Here is a 20,925-nt window from a genome sequence, read left to right as displayed (position 1 = left end):
GCAAGATATTCATTTTCGTTCGAAAGCTAATAGCGCACCGCACTGCCTCGCATTCATCAAAAGCGCGGGGTAAACTCAGCGTCAGGCATCTATTCGCCGGATATAACCGTGGTTGAGAAGAGGGAGCGTTTCGATTGAAAAGCAAAACTGAGCAGCTTGCCGATATGCAGCAGCGCCGCGAAAAGATTCTGGAGATGATCCGCGAAGATGGCACGGTGACGGTTAAGGCGCTGACGGAGGCGTTCGGTCTGACGGAGGCGACTATCCGTACCGACCTGAGAATGCTGCAAAAGCAGGGGTTTGTGCAGCGCTATCACGGCGGCGCCACCCTGATGACCGGCAAGCAGAATACCGGCGCGCTGCTGCTGGAGCGGCAGACCCATCTGGAGGAAAAAGAGGCGATCGGCCGACTGGCGGCGCAGCATATCGAAAACGGCGACACGGTGATTTTCGATTCAGGCACCACGACCACCGCCATCGCCGAGGCGATCGGCCATATTCGCCGCCTTTCGGTGGTGACCACGGCGGTGAATATCGCGCTCAAGCTGGGCGGCGAGCCGGGCATCAACATCCTGCTCACCGGCGGCACCTTTAAATTCCCGACGCTCTCCACCTCCGGCGAAAAGGCGGCGAGCTTTTTTGAAAACGTGCTGGCGCAGAAGCTGTTTCTCGCCACCGCCTGCATTTCGCCGCGCCTTGGGCTCAGCTTCCCCAGCGAAACCGACATCAAGGTGAAAATGGCGATGATCAACTCCGCCAGCACGGTCTACGTGGTAGCGGACTCCAGCAAAATCGACAAGGTGTCGATGTTTGCGCTGCCCTGCGACTGGAGCCATATCCACTATCTGATCACCGACGACGGCATCAGCGCGGCGCAGATCGCCGCCTTTGAGGCGCTTGGCGTCAACGTGCTGGTGGCGTCGCTGCCGCAGGCGCAGCGGCGTGCGATCTAGGCCTGCGCGGCGGTGGCCTGCTGCGCCGCTGTGGCGTAGCGCACCACCTCGCCGACAATCAGCAGCGATGGCGAAACCGGCCGCTGCTGCGCCACCGTCTGCGCCAGCCCGGCCAGCGAGGTGATTAACACCCGCTGATCCGCGCGCGTGCCGTTCTCGACAATCGCCACCGGCGTATCGCCCGCGCGCCCCTGCTTCTGCAGCTGGGCGGCGATAGAGGCGCTCCAGCGCAGCCCCATATAGAACACCAGGGTTTCTCGTGGGTCGCCACAGGCCCGATCTGCCAGCTGTGGCTCGCCCAGCTTGCCGTGGCCGGTGATCAGCCGCAGCGACTGCGCGCAGTCGCGGTGCGTCAGCGGGATGCGGCTGGCGGCGGCGCAGCCCACGGCGGCAGTGATACCCGGCACCACCTCGCAGCGCACCTGCGCCTGCTGCAGAAACGCCAGCTCTTCGCCGCCGCGTCCGAAGATAAAGGGATCGCCGCCCTTCAGCCGCACCACTTCGCGGCCGCCGCGCGCCAGATCCGCCAGCAGCTGGTTGATCTCGCCCTGCTTCATGCCGTGACGGCCGGGCTGCTTGCCGACGTCGATGCAGAGCGCCGAGGTCGGCACCTCCGCCATCACCGCCTCGCTCACCAGCCGGTCATAGACCACCACCTCAGCCTGATGCAGCAGCCGCAGCGCTTTTACCGTCAGCAGCTCAACGTCGCCCGGCCCGGCGCCAACCAGCCAGACCCGCCCCTGCTCGCCGCCGTTCGACAGCAGTTTGTTCAGTGAATCGATCGCAAAAGTCATCGCGCTCTCCGTTACGCCGTGGCTGGCGTGAATAACAGCTGTTTCAGTTCAGGAAGGCAGGAGCCGCAGCCGGTGCCGCACTGCAGCGCGCTGCCGAGCGCCGCAGGCGAGTCGCAGCCCTGCGCTATCGCCTGGCGGATCGCCGTTTCGCCCACGCCGAAACAGCTGCAGATAATGCGCCCCGCGTCGCTGCCCTGCCCGCGGCGCCCCGCCAGCAGCGCAAAGCGTCCGGCGGCGTCGGCGGGCGGCGCGCGGAAGGCGGCGGTGATGAAGGCATGGTCAAGCCTCGGCAGGCGCGGCGCGGCGTAGAATGCCAGCTGCAGCTCGCCCTCGCGCCACGCCAGCAGCCGGTACTCTCCCGCCGCGCCCACCGCCTGCTGCAGCTGCATGTTCTGCGTCGCCAGCTGCGCCTGCGCCCAGTCGCGCGCGGTGCCGTCGCCCGCCAGCGTCAGCCGCTGGGCGCCCGCCTGCGGCGCGCGTGCCCAGTAGCGCAGCCCGGCGGGCGCCTTGATATTGCGCTGCCACAGCCAGCCCTGCCAGCCGGCAGAGAGCGGCTGGATGCGCACCGCCGTCTGCTTCAGCGCCGGCTGGCCCGACGCGGGACAGCAGCGCGCCGTCACCAGCGCGTCAACATGGCTCTGCAGCGCAAACTGACGGTTCCAGTGCATCGGCGCAAACAGCTCGTTAAGACGCATACCGCTGTCGACACGCACCCGCGCCGCCATCCAGCCGCGCGCCGACTGCACCCGGGCCAGCTCGCCATCGGCAAGGCCCCAGCGCTGCGCCGTCGCGGGATGCAGCGCGATAAAGGGCTCGTCGATATGCTGCATCAGGCGCGGCACCGCCCCGGTGCGCGTCATGGTGTGCCACTGGTCGCGAATACGTCCGCTGTTCATCAGCAGCGGATAGGCATCGTCGCCCGCGCGCTCCAGCGGCGCAGCGCAGGGCAGCAGCCGCGCGTTGCCGTCGGCATGGTAAAAGCGGCGATCGCCAAACAGTCGCGCGCAGCCGTCAGGGAAGCGCGCGTTGACCGGCCACTGCACCGGTTTCAGCCGGTCCCAGGCGTCGTCGCTGAGCTGCGCCAGCCCGCTGATGTCGAACGCGCGCTGGCCGTGATTTTCAAAGCCGGAGAGCGCGGCGTGCTCGCGAAAAATCTCTGCCGGATGCTGCCAGCCGAAGGCGTCGCCAAAGCCGAGCCGCTGCGCCACCTGCGCCAGCAGCCACCAGTCGGGCTTCGCCTCGCCGGGCGGCGGCACAAAGGCGCGCTGGCGCGAGATGCGCCGTTCGGAGTTGGTGACGGTACCGTTTTTCTCGCCCCAGCCGAGCGCGGGCAGCAGAATATCGGCGAACGCCGTGGTGTCGGTGTCTGCCATCACGTCGGAGACGATCACCAGCGGGCACGCGGCCAGCGCCTGCGCCACGCGGTTGCCTTCCGGCATCGACGCCGCCGGATTCGTGCCGAGGATCCACACCGCCTTCACCTCACCGCGCGCCACCGCCTCGAACAGCGCGATGGCGGTAAGCCCGGGCCGCCGCGCCACCGTCGGACTGCGCCAGAAGCGCTGCAGCCGGTCGCATTCGGCGTCGCTGAAGCCCATATGCGCCGCCAGCTGATTCGCCAGCCCGCCCACCTCGCGTCCGCCCATGGCGTTAGGCTGTCCGGTCAGCGAAAAAGGGCCGCAGCCCGCGCGGCCCAGCTTGCCGCTCAGCAGATGGACGTTAATAATCGCGTTGTTATGGTCGCTGCCGGCGGCCGACTGGTTGATGCCCATGCACCAGAGCGTGAGCACGCGATCGCTGTCGGTAAACAGCTGGTAGAACTGCGCCAGCAGGCCGCTGTCCAGTTCGCAGGCGGCGGCCGCGCGCGCCAGCGTCCAGGGCTGCGCCGCCGCCAGCGTCTCTTCGACGCCGTTCAGGTGCGGCAGCATGCTGCTGTCGATGGCGCGATGCTGCGCCAGCCAGTTAAGCAGCCCGCTAAACAGCGCGCCGTCGCTGCCTGGACGCAGCGGCAGATGGAGATCCGCCAGGTCGGCGCTGGCGGTGCGGCGCGGATCGATCGTCACCACGCGCAGCGCCGGGCGCTGCTGCTTCGCCTGCGCCAGCCGCTGATAGGCCACCGGATGGGTCCAGGCGGCGTTGGAGCCCACCAGCACCACCAGATCCGCCTCGGCGAAATCCTCATAGCAGCAGGGCACCGCGTCGGCGCCGAAGGCGCGCTTGTAGCCGACCACCGCCGAGGCCATGCAGAGGCGTGAGTTGGTGTCGATATTGGCCGCACCGAGATAGCCCTTCATCAGCTTGTTGGCGACGTAGTAATCCTCGGTGAGCAGCTGGCCGGAGGCGTAGATCGCCACCGCCTCCGGGCCGTGCTGTTCGATAATGGCGCGCAGGCGCGCCGCGGCGCTCTCCAGCGCGTGCGCCAGCGCAACCGGCTCGCCGTCGACCCGCGCCCGCAGCAGCCGCCCGCTGGCGTGCAGGGTCTCATCCAGCGCCGCGCCTTTGACGCACAGGCGGCCAAAGTTGGCCGGATGGCTGCCGTCGCCGGTGACGGCGCCGTCGTCGCCTACGCTGACGCCGCAGCCCACGCCACAGTAGGGGCAGGTGCTCTTCATGAGGCCTCCGCCATCAGGTTCAGCGGCTGGTTCGCCACCCAGATGCGCCCCGCTTCCAGCTTCACCGGCCAGCAGCGCAGCTGGTGCTGCGGATTGTCGAGGCTCTGCCCGTCGCGCAACCGCACGCGCTGCTTATAGAGCGGCGAGATCACCACCGGCTCGCCCGCCACGTCGCCGAGGATGCCGCGCGACAGCACGCTGACCTCGCTGCCCGGCTCGCGATCCTCCAGCGCGTAAAGGTCGTCGCCGAAGCGGAACAGCGCGATGCGCTCGCTGCCAAGGCGCGCCCCGATGCCCGCCTGCGGCGGCACCGCCGCGAGATCGCACAGCGCGCTCCAGGGGTCGGCTGGCAGCTCGCGCAGCGCAATACGCGCCGGCGTCGCGGGCTGCCGCTGATCCCGCACCCGATCGTAACGCAGCCCCTCGTCCGCCCCCCCGCCGTTTACGGCGGCGGTAAAGAGCGCGCGCCGCGACGGATCCGCCAGCGTGGTTTGCCATTCGCACTGGTAGCTGTCGACCACCTGCTGCATCTCCGCCTCCAGCGTCGCCGCGAGGCCGAGGCTGTCCTCCATCACCACCTGGCGCAGGTAGTCGAGCCCGCCCTCAAGGTTATCCATCCAGACGCTGGTGCGCTGCAGCCGGTCGGCGGTGCGCACGTAGAACATCAGGATGCGGTCGACGTAGCGGATCAGCGTTTCGCTATCGAGATCGCTGGCGAAGAGATCGGCGTGGCGCGGCTTCATGCCGCCGTTGCCGCAGACGTAGAGATTCCAGCCCTTCTCGGTGGCGATCACGCCGATATCTTTGCTCTGCGCTTCGGCGCACTCGCGGGTGCAGCCCGACACCGCCATCTTGATCTTGTGCGGCGCGCGCAGCCCTTTGTAGCGATGCTCCAGCGCGATGGCGAAGGCGGTCGAGTCCTGCACGCCGTAGCGGCACCAGCTGGAGCCGACGCAGGATTTCACCGTGCGCAGCGATTTGCCGTAGGCGTGGCCGGTCTCAAAGCCCGCCGCCAGCAGCGCTTCCCAGATGGCGGGCAGCTGATCCAGCCGCGCGCCAAAGAGATCGATACGCTGGCCGCCGGTGATTTTGGTGTAGAGATCGAAGCGCGCCGCCACTTCGCCGATGGCGATCAGCCCCTGCGGGGTGATCTCGCCGCCCGGCACGCGCGGCACCACGGAGTAGCTGCCATCTTTCTGAATATTGGCGAAGTAGCGATCGTTGGTCTCCTGCAGCGGCAGGTGCGCTGGCGTCAGCAGGTAGTCGTTCCAGCAGGAGGCGAGCAGCGACGCCGCCAGCGGCTTGCAGACCTCGCAGCCGTGGCCGCGCCCGTGCGCCGCCAGCAGCGCCTCCCAGCTTTTCAGCTCGCCGACGCGCATCAGGTGATAAAGCTCCTGCCGCGACCAGGCGAAATGTTCACAGATATCTTTTTTCACCTCGACGCCGAGGGTCGCCAGCTGGTGCTCCATCACCTGTTTCACCAGCGCCGAGCAGCCGCCGCAGCCGGTGGCGGCGCGAGTGCACTGCTTGATCGCCGCCATATCGCCGCAGCCCGCCTGCACCGCAGCGCAGATCTCCCCCTTGCTGACGCTGTGGCAGGAGCAGACCTGCGCGCTCTCCGGCAGCGCCGCCACGCCCAGCGCCCGCCCCGGCGCGTCCGCCAGCGCGGGCAGGATCAGGCTCTCCGGCGCGGCGGGCAGCGCCATCTGGTTGAGCATCATCTGCAGCAGCGTGCTGTAGTCGGCGCTGTCGCCCACCAGCACGCCGCCCAGCAGGCTTTTGCCCGCGCCGCACACCACGATTTTCTTGTATATCCCTTTAGGCTCGTCGGTCCAGTAGTAGCTCTGGCTGCCCGGCGTGCGGCCGTGAGCGTCGCCGAACGAGGCGACCTCAACCCCCAGCAGCTTGAGCCTGGTGCTCATATCGGCGCCGGTAAACCGGCTCGCCTCGCCGGCGAGGTGCCCGGCCAGCGCGCGCGCCATCTGGTAGCCAGGCGCCACCAGACCGAAAATCTGCCCGTTCCACAGCGCGCACTCGCCGATGGCGAACACCGCCTCATCGCTGGTCTGGCAGAGATCGTTAATGGCGATGCCGCCGCGCGGCCCGAGCGTCACGCCCGCCGCGTGCGCCAGCTCGTCACGCGGGCGGATGCCCACCGAAAAGAGCACCATGTCAACGTTGAGCGATTCACCGTCGGCGAAGCGCAGCGTCAGGCTGTCGTCCGCCTCGCGCACCAGGGCTTCCGTCTGCTTCGCGGTGTGCACCTGCACGCCGAGCGCGTCGATTTTACGCCGCAGCATCTGCGCGCCGCCGTCATCCAGCTGCACCGCCATCAGGCGCGGCGCGAATTCGACCACGTGGGTCTCCAGCCCGAGCTGGCGCAGCGCGTTGGCCGCCTCCAGCCCCAGCAGGCCGCCGCCGATCACCACGCCGCGCCGGCTGCGGCGCGCACAGGCGGCAATGGCGTCGAGATCGTCCAGCGTGCGGTAGACGAAGCAGCGCGGGTCGTCGTGGCCGGGGATCGGCGGCACAAAGGGACGGGAGCCGGTGGCGAGCACCAGTCTGTCCCACGCCAGCTCGTCGCCGCGGCTGTCGCGCAGGCTGCGCTGCTGGCGATCGATCGCCACCACCCGGCAGTTGCTGCGCAATTCGATGCCGTGCGCCGCAAAAAAATCCTCGCCGACCAGCGACAGATCGGCGGCGCTTTTGCCGTCGAACCAGGATGAGAGATGGACGCGATCATAGGCGGGCAGCCGCTCTTCGCCGTAGACCACGATGTGATAGCGCTGGTGCAGCGCGCGCGCCACCAGCTGTTCGAGGAAATGGTGGCTGACCATGCCGTGACCGACCACGGCTAATACCGGTTTACTCATCATCGGGCTTCCTGCAGCCTGCGGCTGCGATTCGGGTGAAGTATCAAAAAGGGTGTGGAGCGCGGCGCGCTCGCCCGCCTGCAGTTTCGCCAGCAGCGGCGCGGCCTGGCGACAGTCGCCGTAGAGCAGCACGCCGCTCAACCGGCCGTCGCGCAGAAAGAGACGGCGGTAGTCGCCCGTCAGGGGATCGACGCTGACGCAGCTCTCCGCCTCGCGGATGTCGCCCGCGCTAAACAGCGAAATGCCGCTGACCTTGAGGCGGGTGCCGTCAACCTGATGGCGGAAATCCGCCACCGGCTGCCCGGCCAGCTGCGCCGCCAGCACCGCCGCCTGCGCCAGGCAGGGCGCCACCAGCCCGACGGTCTCGCCGCCGATTTCGCAGCACTCGCCGAGGGCGTAAACGCCGGGCAGCGCGCTGCGCAGCTGGCGATCCACGACGATGCCGCGATGGCACGGCACCCCTGCTGCCGCCGCGACGGCGATCTCCGGCTCGACGCCGATGGCGATCACCACCTGCGCGGCGGGCAGCGCGCGGCCATCCGTGAGCACGACGCCGGTTTCCGTCACCGCCGCCAGCCCGCTGTTAAGCACGACCTGCAGGCCGCGCGACCTGAGCTGCGCAAGGAGCAGCGCGCCCGCCTCGGCGTCGAGCTGGCGATCCAGCAGCCAGCTTTTGTGGTGCAGCAGCGTCACGTCGCGCCCCCGGGCGCGCAGCGCGGCGGCCGCTTCGATGCCGAGAAAGCCGCCGCCCAGCACCACCACCGGCCCCGTTCCGGCCAGCAGCGCGTCGACGTCCGCTTTACTGCGAAAGCCAAAGACCTGCGGTCGGCCGACGCCGGGTATCGCGGGCAGCCGCGGGCGCGATCCGGTGGCGAACACCAGCCGATCCCACGCCAGCGCGCGTCGGTCGGTCTCCAGCCGCCGCGCCGCGAGGTCGATCTTCAGCGCCGTTTCCCCCGCCAGCAGCGTGACGCCGTGCTGCGGATACCAGTCGGGCGCGTGGATCAGCGTCTCCTCGAAGGGATGCTCGCCCGCCAGCACCGGCGAAAGCAGCACCCGGTTGTAGTTGCCGTGCGGCTCGCGCCCGATCACGGTGATGGCGTAACGATCCGGCGCGAGGCGCAGCAGGCTTTCCACCATGCGCATCCCCGCCATGCCGTTGCCCACTACCAGCAGCCGTTGCTTCATCTCTGCGGCTCCTCAGGCGGCGGTCTGTTTTTCATAGAGAAAGTGCAGGATCTGCTGGCGCAGCTGGTGGTAGCGCGCCTCCTCCGCCAGCGCGACCCGCGCGCGCGGCCGGGCGAGATCGATGGTCAGGATGTCGCCCACCTTCGCCGCCGGGCCGTTGGTCATCATCAGCACCCGGTCGGAGAGCAGCACCGCCTCGTCGACGTCGTGGGTGATCAGCACAATGGTAGTGTTCAGCTCCTGCTGGATGCGCATCACGCTCTCCTGCAGATGCGCGCGCGTCAGGGCGTCGAGCGCGCCGAACGGCTCGTCGAGCAGCAGCACGCGCGGCTTCATCGCCAGCGCGCGCGCAATGCCGACGCGCTGCTTCATGCCGCCGGAGATCTCGCCGGGGCGCTTGTGCATCGCATGGCTCATCTGCACCCGGTTCAGGTTGTGCTCGATCCACTCCGCCATCTCCGCGTTGCTCATGCGGCCTTTAAAGACCTGGCGCACCGCCAGCTCCACGTTCTGCCAGGCGGTCAGCCAGGGCAGCAGCGAGTGGTTCTGAAACACCACCGCGCGCTCAGGGCCGGGCCCGGCGATTTCGCGGTTGTCGCACAGCAGCACGCCGCTGCCTGGCGCGGTGAGTCCGGCGATCAGGTTAAGCAGCGTCGATTTGCCGCAGCCGGAGTGGCCGATCAGGCTCACCGTCTCCCCTTCGTGAATATCGAATGAGACGTTATCCAGGGCGAGAAAGTCGCCGCCCGCGGTGGTGAAACGCTGGCTGACCTGCTGAACGCGAATAATCGGTGACATAGCGGCTCCTTATTTATCCCAGCTAAAACGGCGGGCCAGCAGCATCAGGCCCTGCTCCAGCAACAGTCCCACCACGCCGATAATCAGAATGGCGATGAGGATGTTCTCGACGTTGAGGTTGTTCCACTCGTTCCAGATCCAGAAGCCGATGCCGAGGCCGCCGGTGAGCATTTCGGCCGCGACGATCACCAGCCAGGCGATGCCGATAGAGAGGCGCACGCCGGTGAGCACCGCGGGCAGCACGGCGGGAAACAGGATGCGGCGCATCACCGTCCACTCGGAAAGCTGCAGCACGCGCGCCACGTTGAGATAGTCCTGCGGGATGCGCTGCACCCCTTCGGCGGTGTTGATCACCATCGGCCAGACAGAGCAGATAAAAATGGTCCAGCTGGAGGCGGGCTCAGCGCGCTGGAACAGCAGCAGGCCGATCGGCAGCCAGGCGAGCGGGCTGACCGGACGCAGCAGCGAAATAATCGGGCTAAACATGCGCGACACAAAGGTGAAGCGCCCGAGCAGAAAGCCGGCGGGTATGCCCACCAGCGCCGCCAGGCCAAAGCCGACGGCGACGCGCTGCAGCGAGGCGAGCACGTTCCAGCCGATACCTTGGTCGTTTGGGCCGGCGTTATAGAAGGGATCGGCGAACAGCGTCAGCGCCGCCTGCCAGGTGGCGTACGGCGTCGGAAAGCCGCTGCTCCAGAGCGCGGCGATCTGCCACACCAGCAGCATCAGCAGCAGGCCGCACAGCGCCGGAATAACCCACTGCATCAGCGGCCGCAGGCGCGGCGGACGCGCCGCGCTTCTCGGCTTCAGGTTAAGGGTGACGACGGTGCCGGTTTCGACGGCGGTTGGGGTTGGGGCGCCGATCTGCGCAACTTTTTTCATCTCAGCCTCTCTTAGCGTTTCAGGGCGAAGCCGGCGGCATAGGCGGCAGGATCGCTGCCGTCCCACACTTTGCCGTCCATCAGGGTGCTGCTGCGCAGTTCGCCCGTCGGCAGCGCGACGTTGCCGACGGCGCTTGCCGCCTGTTTGTAGATGTCGATGCGGTTGATCTGACGCGCCACCGCCAGATAGTCAGGATCGGCGCTGAGCAGGCCCCAGCGCTTCATCTGCGTCAGGAACCACATGCCGTCGGAGAGCCAGGGAAAACTCACCGCGCCATCGCCAAAGAAGCGCATGGCGTGCGCGTCCTGCCAGCTTTTGCCGAGGCCGTTCTGGTACTGGCCGAGCATGCGCCCCTCCAGCGTCTCAACTTTGGTGTTGATCCAGGCGCGCTGCGCCAGCACGGCGGCCGTTTCGCGGCGGTTGTCATCGGAGGCGTCGATCCAGCGCGCCGCCTCGAGCACCGCGGCGGTCAGCGCGCGGGCGCTGTTGGGGTGGCTGTTCACCCACTCGGCGCGGGTGGCGAGGATCTTCTCGGGATGCTCCGGCCAGATCTGCTGCGACGTGGCGGCGGTGAAGCCGATGTTGTCGCTGATGGCGCGCTGGTTCCACGGCTCGCCAACGCAGAACCCGCTCATGTTGCCGATCTTCATGTTCATCACCATCTGCGGCGGCGGCACCACCAGGGTGCGGACGTCGTCAAAGGGATGAATGCCCGCGCTGGCGAGCCAGTAGTAGAGCCACATGGCGTGGGTGCTGGTGGGAAAGGTATGGGCGAAGCTGAAGGCGCCTTTCGGCTGCGCCGCCACCGCCTGCTTCAGGCTGGCGACGTCGGTCACACCCTGCGCCTTAAGCTGGCTGGAGAGCGTAATCGCCTGGCCATTGTTGTTGAGCGTCATCAGGTTGGCCATGTCGTGCTGCGGCCCCGCCACGCCCAGCTGCAGCCCATAGATCATGCCGTAGAGCGCGTGGGCGGCGTCCAGCTCGCCGGAGGTGAGCTTGTCGCGCACCGCTGCCCAGCTCGCCTCTTTGCTCGGCTGCAGCGTCAGGCCGTACTTTTTATCGAAGCCCTTCACCGCCGCCATCACCACCGGCGCGCAGTCGGTGAGCGGGATAAAACCGACGCGCAGGCTCGCCTTCTCCGGCGCGTCGGAACCGGCGGCCCAGACGGCGCTGCGCAGCCCCGGCAGCAGATATGCGCCGCCTGCGACGGCACCGGCGAGTAACAGCTTGCGCCGTGAGGCGGAAAAAGAGGAGTGGCTCATCGCTCGCTTCCTGAAAAAAGAGAATAAAAAAAGGCGTCCGACCGACATGCCTGCGCATGCGGATGGACGCCTTTATCCAACGCACTGTTTCGCCGCCGTTGGCGAAAGAAGTGCGAACTCCCTGACAATGCAGCAAGGAGCGTGCCAGGTTAGAAAGCCCGCGCTGGCGCAGGGTCTGGCGCGGCAAAGCCGAAGGAATGCACTTTGCTAACGCAGCCTGCGCACAGCGGTTGTGCATCTACCTCCAGAGAGGTAGCCGCGCCGCGACGCTCACTGCGACGCTGGCGGCTGCGCCATTGCGGCCACCGCCAGCACCGCCTGCGCGATGTCGATAATGCGTTTGTTCTGGTTCATGGCGCTTTTGCGCAGCGCCTGCCACGCCGCCTGTTCGCCGTAGCCGTGCTGCTGCATCAGCCAGGCCTTCGCCTGATCGATCACCCGTCGCTCTTCTAAGCTGGCACGCATGGTCGCCAGCTCATCCGCCTGACGTTGCAGACGCTGCGCCTGCTCGCGCACCAGCGACAGCACCGAGCGGCCAAGCTGGTGCGCCAGGCCGTCGCTGTGCAGCCGGGTCTGCTCTTCCGGCAGCCAGTCGGCGCCGGCGATATAGAGGCTGAAGCTCTGGTCCGCCGCCAGCATGGGCTGTGCGGCTTCGCTCTGCGCCGCCTGAATGCTCTTCCGGCAGCGCGCCATCAGCGTGGCGGTCAGGTGATCCTCCAGCTTTTTCATCTGATCGATGCGGGCGCTCAGCAGCGAGAACCAGCGCAGCGTGCCCGACTCCTCCGCCTGGCCAAGCGTGCAGGCGATGCGCCGCAGTCGCTCCACCTCCCGGCTGGCGGACGCCAGCGGTTGCCAGCGGGCCAGCGCGTCGGCGTCGGCAAACTGGCTGAAGGTGGCGAAGCTTTGCTCCTGCGCCGCGATCAGCGCCACCATGCGCTGACGCTGCTCTGCGCTGAAGCGGCCAGCGGCGAAGCCTGCCGATCCGGTGGCGCGCTCCTGTCCCGCCAGCTCTTTGCCCTGCATAAAGCTGAACAGCGCAATCAGCGCGCGGGAAATGTCGGGATGGCTGGCGGTATCCGCCGCCTCGAACACCAGGTTCAGCAAAGTGCGGATCACCTGGCTGAATGCCTGCATCGACTGCGCCTGATCGCGCTCGCCCGCCAGCATCTGCGCCCGCAGGCCAGGCAGCGCCGCCAGCGCCTGCAGCGCGGCGGCGATCAGGTTGCAGAAGCGGCTGTCGCCGGGGTGGGCGGCGGCGGGCGGCAGCGCCAGGGTAAAGCGTCGCATCGCCGCGCTCACCTCCTCCTCGCGCGCCAGCCGCTCCTGGGCAAACAGCCGCCCCTGCGAGCAGATCCAGATATTGCTGGCGCCGCGCTCGCGCTGAAGCTGATGGATCAATTCGCTCAGCGCCGCTATCAGCTGGCCGGTGTGCAGCAGCCGTTGCAAACTGGCGATGTCGCTGTCGCGCGATGCCTGGAGGTATGCCAGCGCGTCGGTCATAGGGATCACCTTCTACTCTGCGTCGTCTTATTGGGGCAAAACAAAGCAAAAGGCGTGCCGGTTTATGAAATAAGGGCGATCGCGCTCACCCGGATATTCTGAAAAGCGCGGGCGCTTAAAAGCGGGCAAGGTTGCCACAGCGCGCTAAAGCAATTAAAAAAATTTAATAATTTCCTATTCCCGGTGGCGCATGTCAAAATAGCGTGCTTCATAATTCATCACGTTACGTCATTCATTCGTAAATTTCGCTTAACTGAACCACCCAGCGACCTTTTTCGGCATCTTTACGCGCTGCGCGACAGGCTGGCTAGCATGGCTTTAGCGACAGCGCAATGGTTTGAAATCTCAAAAGTCTTAGGTAGACTGGATGCGGTACTATCCTGATGTAATTTGTCTGTTTTTTTAGCTGATGCTGTGAAGGCATGATGCAGGTTGCGGGTCGTCACCAGCGTGACGATGGCGACGTATTATGCAGTTACTCTGATGAAATCGAGGAACATGGTGAAAAAGAGTCTTGCGTTAATGCTGCTGGCGACATTGACCCTGGCGGGCTGTAAAGCGCCACCGCCGCCTGTCACCGATGACACGCTGGTCACCAGCGAGGTCAATGGCGTTAAGTTGGTGCATCGTCATGCGGTCGTCGCGCCTGCCGAATTTACCCCGGTGAATGAGACCTGGCGCGCGCTCTATGCGGCGTCGGTGATGACCACGCCCGACTACGGCGGCAAAGTGGTGCGCTATCTGGAAACCGGCAAGCCGTTTGAAGTGCTGGGCAGCGTCGAAAACCACTGGCTGGCGATCGCCGACCAGGCTGACGGCCCGCTGATCGGCTATGTTCCGCTGAAGGCGGGCGTAGAGAGCAGCCGCTACGACGCCACGCTGCGCAGCGATCGCCCGCGTCCGCGCGGTAAAAATAAGCAGGTCTGCGTGGATGTCGGCGGCGCCAGCAAAGCGTGCCGCACCAACGATACCGCGACCTGGATCTTAGACTGATAATGAAATCCGGCGCATATTGCCAGTTTGTCATCCCTGAGCTCGCCACTCAGGGATCTGTTCTTGTCTGGAAGAATCCCCGTTAATGACTCAGGAATCGCAGGCCGCAGAGGCGAACACCTCGGGCAACGATAATCTTTTACTGCAGGCTGCGGCGCCGCTGTTGAACGCCGTGGTGCAGCTTCGCCAGGCGGTGACGCACGACGATCCCGCCGGCCTGCGTCAGTCGCTGATTGATGAAATCCGCCAGTTCGAGCAGCGCTGCAAGCAGGCGGGGCTGCCGTTCGAGATGATTATCGGCGCGCGCTACTGCCTCTGCAGCGCGCTGGATGAGGCCGCGGCGCAAACCCCCTGGGGCACGCGCGGCGTCTGGTCCGGCAACGGCATGCTGGTCACCTTTCACAACGAAAGCTGGGGCGGCGAAAAATTTTTCCAGCTGCTGTCGCGCATTTCGCAGAGCCCGACTCAGCACCTCTGGCTGCTGGAGGTGGTGCACTACTGCCTGCTGCTCGGCTACGAAGGCCGCTATCGCGGCAGCGACAGCGGACGAGTGCAGTGCGACGCCATTCGCAAGCGCCTCGCGAAGCTGATTGAGGAGACGCGCCAGCCGCAGCGCGAGAGCGCCAGGCCGCTGGTCGAGGTGCACCCGCTGGTCAGCAGCATCTCGCGCCCGATGATCCCGCTCTGGGCCTGCGCGACCGTCGCCGCGCTGCTCGCCTGCCTGCTCTACAGCGCGCTCAACTGGCGGCTCGGCAACGACGCTGAACCGCTGCTGCGCGCCATTTATCAGACGCCGCTGCCGCAGATCACCGTCGGACGCCGCCCCTCTTCGCCGCAGGCGCTGCTCGATTTGCGCCAGCGCCTTAACGACGTTATCGCCGCTGGCCAGCTTGAAGTCAGCGACGGCGCGTTCGGCAGCAAGGTCATTATTCCCGCCGACAAGCTGTTCGCCGAACAGGGCACCGCCATCAATCCGGTCGGACGCGCCTTGCTGGCCCGCGTCGCCACGGCGATGAAGAACGTCAAAGGCACGGTGCTGGTCTCGGTGTTCACCGACAATCGCCCGGTGGACAACAGTCGCTTCGCCTCCAGCTATGAATTCTCGTTCGCCCGCGCCCGCGCCGTGACCCAGCTGCTGCAGTCGCAGCTTGCCGACGGTCATGCGATCCGCTCAGAGGGACGCGGCGACAGCGATCCCCTGCTGCCCAACGACAGCAACGAAAACCGCACTCGCAACCGCCGCGTCGAAATTACGCTCTTCGCCGCGCCGGAAACGCTCAGTAATCATCAGGGAACCCAGTAATGCGCGCATCCTTACGCCCTGTTCTCACTCATCGCCTGCTGTGGAGCTTTATCGGCGTGACGGCGCTGAGCTGTCTCGTCTGGATCCTCGGTCCCTTCTGGAGCTGGGGAGAGACTCGCCCGCTGGAGCAGGCGCTGCCGCGCCAGCTGACGGTGGGCCTGCTCTTTTTTATCTGGATTTTGTTTCAGTTTATCCCTTCGCTCTATCGCGCCTGGTTCAACAGCAAGCTGCTCAATAACCTGCAGCAGGCGGGCGCGGAAGATCTCTCCGATCGTCAGGCGACCGAGGAGCTGCTCACCCAGCGCTTCAGCGAGGCGGTGATGCAGCTAAAACGCATGCCTCTTAGCCGCAAAAGCAGCAGCCGCTGGCTGGCGGGCATGCAGTCGAGCTATCTCTATCAGCTGCCGTGGTATCTGGTGATCGGCGCGCCCGGCGCGGGCAAAACCACCGCGCTGCTCAACGCCGGGCTCGATTTTCCCCTGACCGACAGCGTCGGCAAGACCGCGATTCGTGGCGTAGGCGGCACCCGCCACTGCGACTGGTGGTTTACCGACCAGGCGGTGCTGATTGACACCGCCGGACGCTATACCCTGCAGGAGAGCCAGCGCGCGCGCGATGCCGGCGAGTGGCACAGCTTTATCAATTTACTGAAGCGCTACCGCACGCGCCAGCCGATTAACGGCGTGATTATGACCCTCAGCGTGGCGGATCTGCTGAGCGAATCGGCCGAGGCGCGCTATGCCCAGGCGAGCGCCATGCGCAATCGCCTGAGCGAGCTGCACCAGCAGACCGGCATTCACTTTCCGGTCTACGTGATGGTGACCAAAACCGATCTGCTGAAAGGCTTTATGGGCTATTTCGGCGCGCTGGAGAAGCGCCAGCGCGACGCCATCTGGGGCTTTACCTTTCCCTGGGAGCCGGGCAGGCCACATAAAGATGACTGGCACCGCAGCTTTGATCAGCAGTTCCGCCGACTGGAGCGCCAGCTTCAGCAGCAGCTCAGCCACAAGATGGCGCAGGAGCGCGATCTCAGCCAGCGCGCCGACTGTTTTCTTTTTCCGCAGGAGTTCGCCTCGCTGCGCCCGCTGCTGAGCGAGTATCTCGACGTGGTGTTCTCCGACCAGCAGGCGTCGATCGCCTGGAGCGCCCGCGGGCTCTTCTTTACCAGCGGCACCCAGGAAGGCCTGCCCTTCGACCGTATCATGGGCGAGTTGAGCCGCAGGCTGCAGCTGCCACAGGCGGGCGGCCAGACCATTGCCGCCTGGGACAGCGTCAACCGCAACAGCCCGATCCCCGGCAACAAAGGCCAGAGCTTTTTTATCCGCGATCTGCTCAGCGACCTGGTATTCCGCGAAAGCGGCCTTGCCGGCAGCAACCGTCACTGGGAGCACCGCAATCAGCTGTTCCACTGGATCGGCTACGGCGTGCTGGCGGGCGCGCTCACCATCGCCTCGGGACTCTGGCTGATCAGCTTTTTCCAGAACCAGCGCTACCTCAGCCAGGTGGCGGAGCGCGTACCGGTCATCGCCACCCAGAGCCAGCAGGTCATTCATCAGCCAGCTGATAATATTTTTGATCTGCTTCCCTTTTTGAACAACCTGGTGAAACTGCCGCTGTCTGACCACTTTTCTCTGGATAATCCGCCAGTTACCATGCGCGCTGGGCTTTATCGCGGCACCCAGGTCAGCGATGCCGCCTGGGCGCTTTATCAAAATGCGCTAAAGTCTTTGCTATTACCGCGCGTCGCGCAGCAGATCACTAACCTGCTGCGAAACGACAAGGGCGACGACAATGAGTACAGCCGCAATGCGCTGCGCGCCTACCAGATGCTCTATCAGCCGCGCAACTACGACGGTGAATTTCTACGCGCCTGGCTGATGCAGAATTTGCAGCGTTCGCTGCCGGAGAATGTCAGCGCGCGCGATTTGCAGCAGCTCGACTGGCACCTCAGCCAGCTGCTGGATCAGCAGATTCAGTCTTCGCCCTATGCGCGCGACAATGCGCTGATGATGCGCAAGCTTGCGGAAAATCTTAAAAATGCGGGTCGCGAAGGCAGCGCGCTGGCCGTGGCGCCGACGGCGGACGCGCAGCGATTGACCGCGCATAGCGAGTAATGATGAGGTGAGTATGGCTGCGATCCTTGCCCCCGGCTGGTACGGGAAGCTCCCCTCAACCGGCGATTTCCTTCGTCACCGGTTGAGCGAGAAACATATCGCGCCCTGGACCCATTGGTTTCAGCAGGGGCTGATGCACTGGCACAGCCAGGAGCAGGCGGCCACCAGCTGGTTTTTGCAGGCGCCGGTATGGAACTTTGTGCTGCCGATCACGCCGGGCGTGCAGCAGGTGCAGATGGGCTGCCTGATGCCCTCATGCGATCGCGTAGGCCGCGCCTGGCCGCTGCTGGCGCTGCGCACCTTTCCGCTCAGCCAGTGGCATCCGGCGCAGCTCGCGATTTCCGGCGACTGGTTTCAGGACTTAGGCGCCACGCTCTACCAGGCGGTACAGGTGCAGATCGCCCCCGACCAGCTGGAGCAGCAGGTGCAGGCGATGCCGCCGCTGCTGGTGCCGGAGAAGCAGCGCTCCGACATTATGGACGTTATCGGCTTTAACGATCTGCCCTGCACCCTGAGCTGGCGTGAGGTGGCGGAGCGTTTCGATCCCCAGCAGCACATCAGCTACTGGTGGACCAACCGCTGCGACGGCTTCGCTCACGCGACCCACAAGCACAGCGGCAACCTGACGGCGCAACTGTTTTTATTACTTTTTAACCCGGCGGCAGGTACTCAGCCGGGACGTAACGGCCTCTATCCGCCGATGTTCGAATAACGGCCTTGCGTTTGCCCATCAGACACGGGATGACTCATGCAATTTACCATTGTGCAGTGCAATACGGATGTTCCGGTAAAAACCGTGGCGTTTCAGCCGCCCGGCGGCACCATCGGCCGTAGCCAGGATAACGATCTGGTATTGCCGGATGAATCGCGCGCGATTTCGCGCCTGCAGGCGCTGGTGCACCTGTCCGCCGAGGGCGAGTGCCGCCTGACCAACCAGGGCAGCGTGACCGCGGTGGTGCACAACGGCGTCGCGCTCGAGCGGGGAAGTCAGGTTCAGCTGCACCATGGCGACGCGCTGCAAATTGGCGAATATCAGCTTGCCGTGCAGGATCCGGCGCGCGCCGACGCGGCGAAGGACGATCCGCTGGCGCTGTTCGTCAGCGAGCTGCAGACAGAGGGCGATCCGTTGGGCATGTTTGAGGTCGAACCCACCGAGAGCATCCTCTCTGCGCCTTCTGCTTTGCCGCGCCACAGCGACGCCCGGCTGGCGATCGATCCGCAAAAGAGTGAGGCGCCGCGTTTGACCGGCATCGCTTTACAGGATCAGGAGAAGCTGATCGCTGCGCTGCTGGAGGGGATGGGACTGAACAACGGCCACGCCACGCCGATTGACGAAGAGCAGATGCGCGTCACAGGGCGAATGCTGAGCCTCTTCTCGCAGGGTACGGTCGCACTGCTGTCGTCGCGCCAGATCCTGAAGCGCGGCGTCAAGGCGGATATGACGATGATCCTGAACGAGGCGAACAACCCTTTTAAGATCCTTCCCTCCGGCAAAACCGTGCTGATGCAGATGTACCAGAGCCAGATGCCCGGTTTTATGCAGCCGGAGCAGGCGGTGCGCGACGCGCTGGTGGATCTGCAGGCGCATCAGCTCGGCATGATCGCCGGTATTCGCGCCATTATCGCCGCCATGCTGCAGTCTTTTAACCCGCAGCGTCTGGAAGAGCAGGCGCGCAGCGAGGGCGTGCTGCCCAAACTCCCCTTCTCTGTCGCCCGCAAAGCCGCGCTCTGGGACTACTTTACGCGCGACTATCAGCGCACTGCCGGCGAGATTGAAGATGACTTCCACACCCTGTTCGGCGAAGCCTTTCTGCACGCCTACGATGTGGAAGTAAACCAGTATAAAGATTCGCAGACCCGGACGGATGACGCATGAAAATAGTCTTTGCCAGCCGCTGCCAGCAGGGGCTGCGCGATGAGAACCAGGACCGCACCGGCGCGGAGATCACCGACGAGAAAGCCTGCTTCGTGGTTTGCGACGGCGTGGCGGGCCTGGCGGGCGGCGAACGTGCCGCACAGCTGGTGCGCGATACCCTGCTCGCCGATCTGCGCGACCAGCCGCAGCTGACGCCGGAAAACACGCACGCGGCGATTGAACGCTGCCGCGCGGCCCTGCGCGAGGCGCAGACGCAGCAGCCCGGTTTCTCCCGCATGAGCACCACGCTGGCGGCGCTGTTTATCGATCGCCTGCAGCGGCGCGCCTGGTGGGCGCACGCCGGCGACAGCCGGGTCTACCACTTTCGCCACGGCACGCTGTTCGACGTCACCCGCGATCACAGTCTGGCGCAGCAGTTAAAGGATGCGGGCTATGAAAATACCGGCATTAACAGTAATTTACTTTATAATGCGCTCGGCGCGGATCCGGCGCGTCCCGTGGCCTTCTCCGCCGAGCTGGCGCTGGAGGATGGCGACGCCTTTCTGGTTTGCACCGACGGTTTCTGGCTTAACCTGACGACCAGAGAGATGGAGCAGGCGCTGCGCATGGTGAACGCCTGCGAAGAGTGGCTGGCGCTGATGGAAAAAGCGGTCAGCCGCAGCGTAAAAAAAGATAATCTCAGCGCGCTCTCTGTGTGGATCGGCGAACCTCAGGACGCCACGTTGCTTTATTCTGCGGCGGATTCGGCACGTTTTCTGCCGCCCCGCGACTGATACCAAGGATCCTTATGAAATTGTGGTTGTCCGGCATTGCGTCCCTACTTATCGCTTTCAGCGCGCAGGCCGAAGATTATCGCGTGGTCTACTCCCCCAGCCTGGCGCTGGAGGTTTTTATCGACGGCGTGAAAAGCAAAGCGCCCGACGACTGGTGCAAAGAGTCGCTGCCGCTGCGCATTGTTTCGGGCAAAAGCACCGATTCCGCCGTGCTGACGACGTTTTTGCCGCGCGTTGGCACGCTGCTGGCCAATCAGTGCGGCACGCTGGACGAGCTGCCCTGGCAGATGACCAATAAAGAGGGCGGCGTGCTGGCCAGCGGCAGCGCCAGCAAGCTGCAAAACTGGCGGCCGATTGTGATGGCCGACGCGACCGCCAGCGCCAGCGCCGCCAACGCGGCGCCGCTGGATCTGTCGCGTCCGGCCAACGGCGCGCCGCTGCAGCATTTCGATCTGCCCGGCGGCTGTCGCTTCCGCACCTGGTGGGACGCCGACGGCCAGTCGCTGTTTATTCCCGACGTCGCGCGGGCGCAGTGCCCCCACGACGGCTGGCTGGAAGGCAAAAGCGCATTAACGTTAACCAGCAAGGGCACCAGTACGCCGCTGCCGGTCACCTTTTATCAGGGCTACCCCGTCGCAAACCTGCAAATCTCCGGCAACTCGCTGCAGGTGGTGGCGGTGAACAGAGAGCGCATGATCGTGACGCGTGCCGATGCGGCGGACAGCTGGCTGGTGCTGCCGTTCGACGAGGCGAGCCACGTCTGGCGCTTTAACGGCACGCTGCTGGTGAAAATGGACAAAAACACGGCGCAGCAGGATCCGGACGCCGTGAAATCGCGGGTGGAAACGTTGCGTGGTCTTTGGGGACCGCAGTTTATGCCACAGCAAAAAGTGAATGTGTTACTGATCGACACCCTGCACGCCGACCTGGTTGATCCGGCGATAGGTGCGTGGCGTAACATCAATTAATTACAGCGCAGCCTGGCTGCCAGGCGGTGTTCAGAG

Annotated in this window: 15 protein-coding genes; 8 read left to right on the top strand and 7 right to left on the bottom strand. The window is 65.4% G+C overall.

Translation table 11 applies throughout. The annotated features are described in order from the left end of the window. Positions 1-134: 134 nt before the first annotated feature. Complete coding sequence (locus ACR6A7_RS13765) at positions 135-953, top strand: DeoR/GlpR family DNA-binding transcription regulator (protein ID WP_434125468.1); 819 nt, start codon at positions 135-137, stop codon at positions 951-953. On the opposite strand, the gene cobA is transcribed toward ACR6A7_RS13765, so the two are convergent. The 7 genes from cobA to ACR6A7_RS13730 all read right to left on the bottom strand — a co-directional run bounded on the left by cobA (position 950) and on the right by ACR6A7_RS13730 (position 12,862). Then, a complete protein-coding gene (gene cobA, locus ACR6A7_RS13760) occupies positions 950-1,747 on the bottom strand; it encodes a uroporphyrinogen-III C-methyltransferase (RefSeq protein ID WP_434125466.1) in 798 nt (265 codons plus the stop codon). The genes ACR6A7_RS13765 and cobA overlap by 4 nt on opposite strands. 11 nt (positions 1,748-1,758) lie before the next feature. Next, positions 1,759-4,359 carry a nitrate reductase gene (locus ACR6A7_RS13755; RefSeq protein ID WP_434125465.1) on the bottom strand — a complete coding sequence of 867 codons (2,601 nt, stop codon included), beginning with the start codon at positions 4,357-4,359 and terminating at the stop codon, positions 1,759-1,761. Further along, positions 4,356-8,420: a nitrite reductase large subunit NirB gene (nirB, locus tag ACR6A7_RS13750; RefSeq protein ID WP_434125464.1), complete on the bottom strand. Its 4,065-nt coding sequence runs from the start codon at positions 8,418-8,420 to the stop codon at positions 4,356-4,358. The genes ACR6A7_RS13755 and nirB overlap by 4 nt, the downstream gene beginning before the upstream one ends. A gap of 12 nt (positions 8,421-8,432) precedes the next feature. Then, positions 8,433-9,218 (bottom strand): ABC transporter ATP-binding protein, encoded by a 786-nt coding sequence (locus ACR6A7_RS13745; RefSeq protein WP_434125462.1) that lies wholly within the window; start codon positions 9,216-9,218, stop codon positions 8,433-8,435. A 9-nt stretch (positions 9,219-9,227) separates the two neighbouring features. Next, complete coding sequence (ntrB, locus tag ACR6A7_RS13740; RefSeq protein ID WP_434125460.1) at positions 9,228-10,100, bottom strand: nitrate ABC transporter permease; 873 nt, start codon at positions 10,098-10,100, stop codon at positions 9,228-9,230. A gap of 11 nt (positions 10,101-10,111) precedes the next feature. Next, entirely contained in the window at positions 10,112-11,362 is a 1,251-nt protein-coding gene (locus ACR6A7_RS13735; RefSeq protein ID WP_434125459.1) for a CmpA/NrtA family ABC transporter substrate-binding protein, read from the bottom strand. A 270-nt stretch (positions 11,363-11,632) separates the two neighbouring features. Then, a complete protein-coding gene (locus ACR6A7_RS13730; RefSeq protein ID WP_434125457.1) occupies positions 11,633-12,862 on the bottom strand; it encodes a nitrate- and nitrite sensing domain-containing protein in 1,230 nt (409 codons plus the stop codon). A 498-nt stretch (positions 12,863-13,360) separates the two neighbouring features. Here ACR6A7_RS13730 and ACR6A7_RS13725 point away from each other — a divergent pair, with 498 nt between their 5' ends. The 7 genes from ACR6A7_RS13725 to ACR6A7_RS13695 all read left to right on the top strand — a co-directional run bounded on the left by ACR6A7_RS13725 (position 13,361) and on the right by ACR6A7_RS13695 (position 20,889). Further along, positions 13,361-13,855 (top strand): SH3 domain-containing protein, encoded by a 495-nt coding sequence (locus tag ACR6A7_RS13725; protein ID WP_199187370.1) that lies wholly within the window; start codon positions 13,361-13,363, stop codon positions 13,853-13,855. Between the two features lie 85 nt (positions 13,856-13,940). Then, the gene (icmH, locus tag ACR6A7_RS13720) at positions 13,941-15,158 is read left to right on the top strand and encodes a type IVB secretion system protein IcmH/DotU (protein ID WP_434125455.1); all 1,218 of its coding nucleotides are present in this window, start codon (positions 13,941-13,943) and stop codon (positions 15,156-15,158) included. Next, positions 15,158-17,272: a type VI secretion system membrane subunit TssM gene (tssM, locus tag ACR6A7_RS13715; RefSeq protein ID WP_434125454.1), complete on the top strand. Its 2,115-nt coding sequence runs from the start codon at positions 15,158-15,160 to the stop codon at positions 17,270-17,272. The genes icmH and tssM overlap by 1 nt, the downstream gene beginning before the upstream one ends. 13 nt (positions 17,273-17,285) lie before the next feature. Then, positions 17,286-17,984 carry a type VI secretion system-associated protein TagF gene (gene tagF / locus ACR6A7_RS13710; RefSeq protein ID WP_434125452.1) on the top strand — a complete coding sequence of 233 codons (699 nt, stop codon included), beginning with the start codon at positions 17,286-17,288 and terminating at the stop codon, positions 17,982-17,984. Positions 17,985-18,020: 36 nt separating this feature from the next. Next, the gene (gene tagH / locus ACR6A7_RS13705) at positions 18,021-19,148 is read left to right on the top strand and encodes a type VI secretion system-associated FHA domain protein TagH (protein ID WP_434125451.1); all 1,128 of its coding nucleotides are present in this window, start codon (positions 18,021-18,023) and stop codon (positions 19,146-19,148) included. Further along, positions 19,145-19,921: a PP2C family protein-serine/threonine phosphatase gene (locus ACR6A7_RS13700; protein WP_434125450.1), complete on the top strand. Its 777-nt coding sequence runs from the start codon at positions 19,145-19,147 to the stop codon at positions 19,919-19,921. Before tagH ends, ACR6A7_RS13700 begins: the two co-directional genes overlap by 4 nt. A 14-nt stretch (positions 19,922-19,935) precedes the next feature. Beyond that, the gene (locus ACR6A7_RS13695; protein ID WP_434125449.1) at positions 19,936-20,889 is read left to right on the top strand and encodes a hypothetical protein; all 954 of its coding nucleotides are present in this window, start codon (positions 19,936-19,938) and stop codon (positions 20,887-20,889) included. Positions 20,890-20,925 lie beyond the last annotated feature (36 nt).

The sequence above is a fragment of the Pantoea phyllosphaerae genome (genome assembly GCF_051025595.1).
In the GTDB taxonomy this organism is placed as follows: domain Bacteria; phylum Pseudomonadota; class Gammaproteobacteria; order Enterobacterales; family Enterobacteriaceae; genus Pantoea.
The sequence above is the reverse complement of the archived record's forward strand: the minus strand, read 5'-3'. Positions and strand labels throughout refer to the sequence as shown.

Bases quoted from the DNA above. Each gene is read 5' to 3' on its own strand.
- cobA (WP_434125466.1), bottom strand. From the start codon at position 1,747: ATGACTTTTGCGATCGATTCACTGAACAAACTGCTGTCGAACGGCGGC.
- ACR6A7_RS13755 (WP_434125465.1), bottom strand. From the start codon at position 4,359: ATGAAGAGCACCTGCCCCTACTGTGGCGTGGGCTGCGGCGTCAGCGTA.
- nirB (WP_434125464.1), bottom strand. From the start codon at position 8,420: ATGAAGCAACGGCTGCTGGTAGTGGGCAACGGCATGGCGGGGATGCGC.
- ACR6A7_RS13745 (WP_434125462.1), bottom strand. From the start codon at position 9,218: ATGTCACCGATTATTCGCGTTCAGCAGGTCAGCCAGCGTTTCACCACC.
- ntrB (WP_434125460.1), bottom strand. From the start codon at position 10,100: ATGAAAAAAGTTGCGCAGATCGGCGCCCCAACCCCAACCGCCGTCGAA.
- ACR6A7_RS13735 (WP_434125459.1), bottom strand. From the start codon at position 11,362: ATGAGCCACTCCTCTTTTTCCGCCTCACGGCGCAAGCTGTTACTCGCC.
- ACR6A7_RS13730 (WP_434125457.1), bottom strand. From the start codon at position 12,862: ATGACCGACGCGCTGGCATACCTCCAGGCATCGCGCGACAGCGACATC.
- ACR6A7_RS13725 (WP_199187370.1), top strand. From the start codon at position 13,361: ATGGTGAAAAAGAGTCTTGCGTTAATGCTGCTGGCGACATTGACCCTG.
- icmH (WP_434125455.1), top strand. From the start codon at position 13,941: ATGACTCAGGAATCGCAGGCCGCAGAGGCGAACACCTCGGGCAACGAT.
- tssM (WP_434125454.1), top strand. From the start codon at position 15,158: ATGCGCGCATCCTTACGCCCTGTTCTCACTCATCGCCTGCTGTGGAGC.
- tagF (WP_434125452.1), top strand. From the start codon at position 17,286: ATGGCTGCGATCCTTGCCCCCGGCTGGTACGGGAAGCTCCCCTCAACC.
- tagH (WP_434125451.1), top strand. From the start codon at position 18,021: ATGCAATTTACCATTGTGCAGTGCAATACGGATGTTCCGGTAAAAACC.
- ACR6A7_RS13700 (WP_434125450.1), top strand. From the start codon at position 19,145: ATGAAAATAGTCTTTGCCAGCCGCTGCCAGCAGGGGCTGCGCGATGAG.
- ACR6A7_RS13695 (WP_434125449.1), top strand. From the start codon at position 19,936: ATGAAATTGTGGTTGTCCGGCATTGCGTCCCTACTTATCGCTTTCAGC.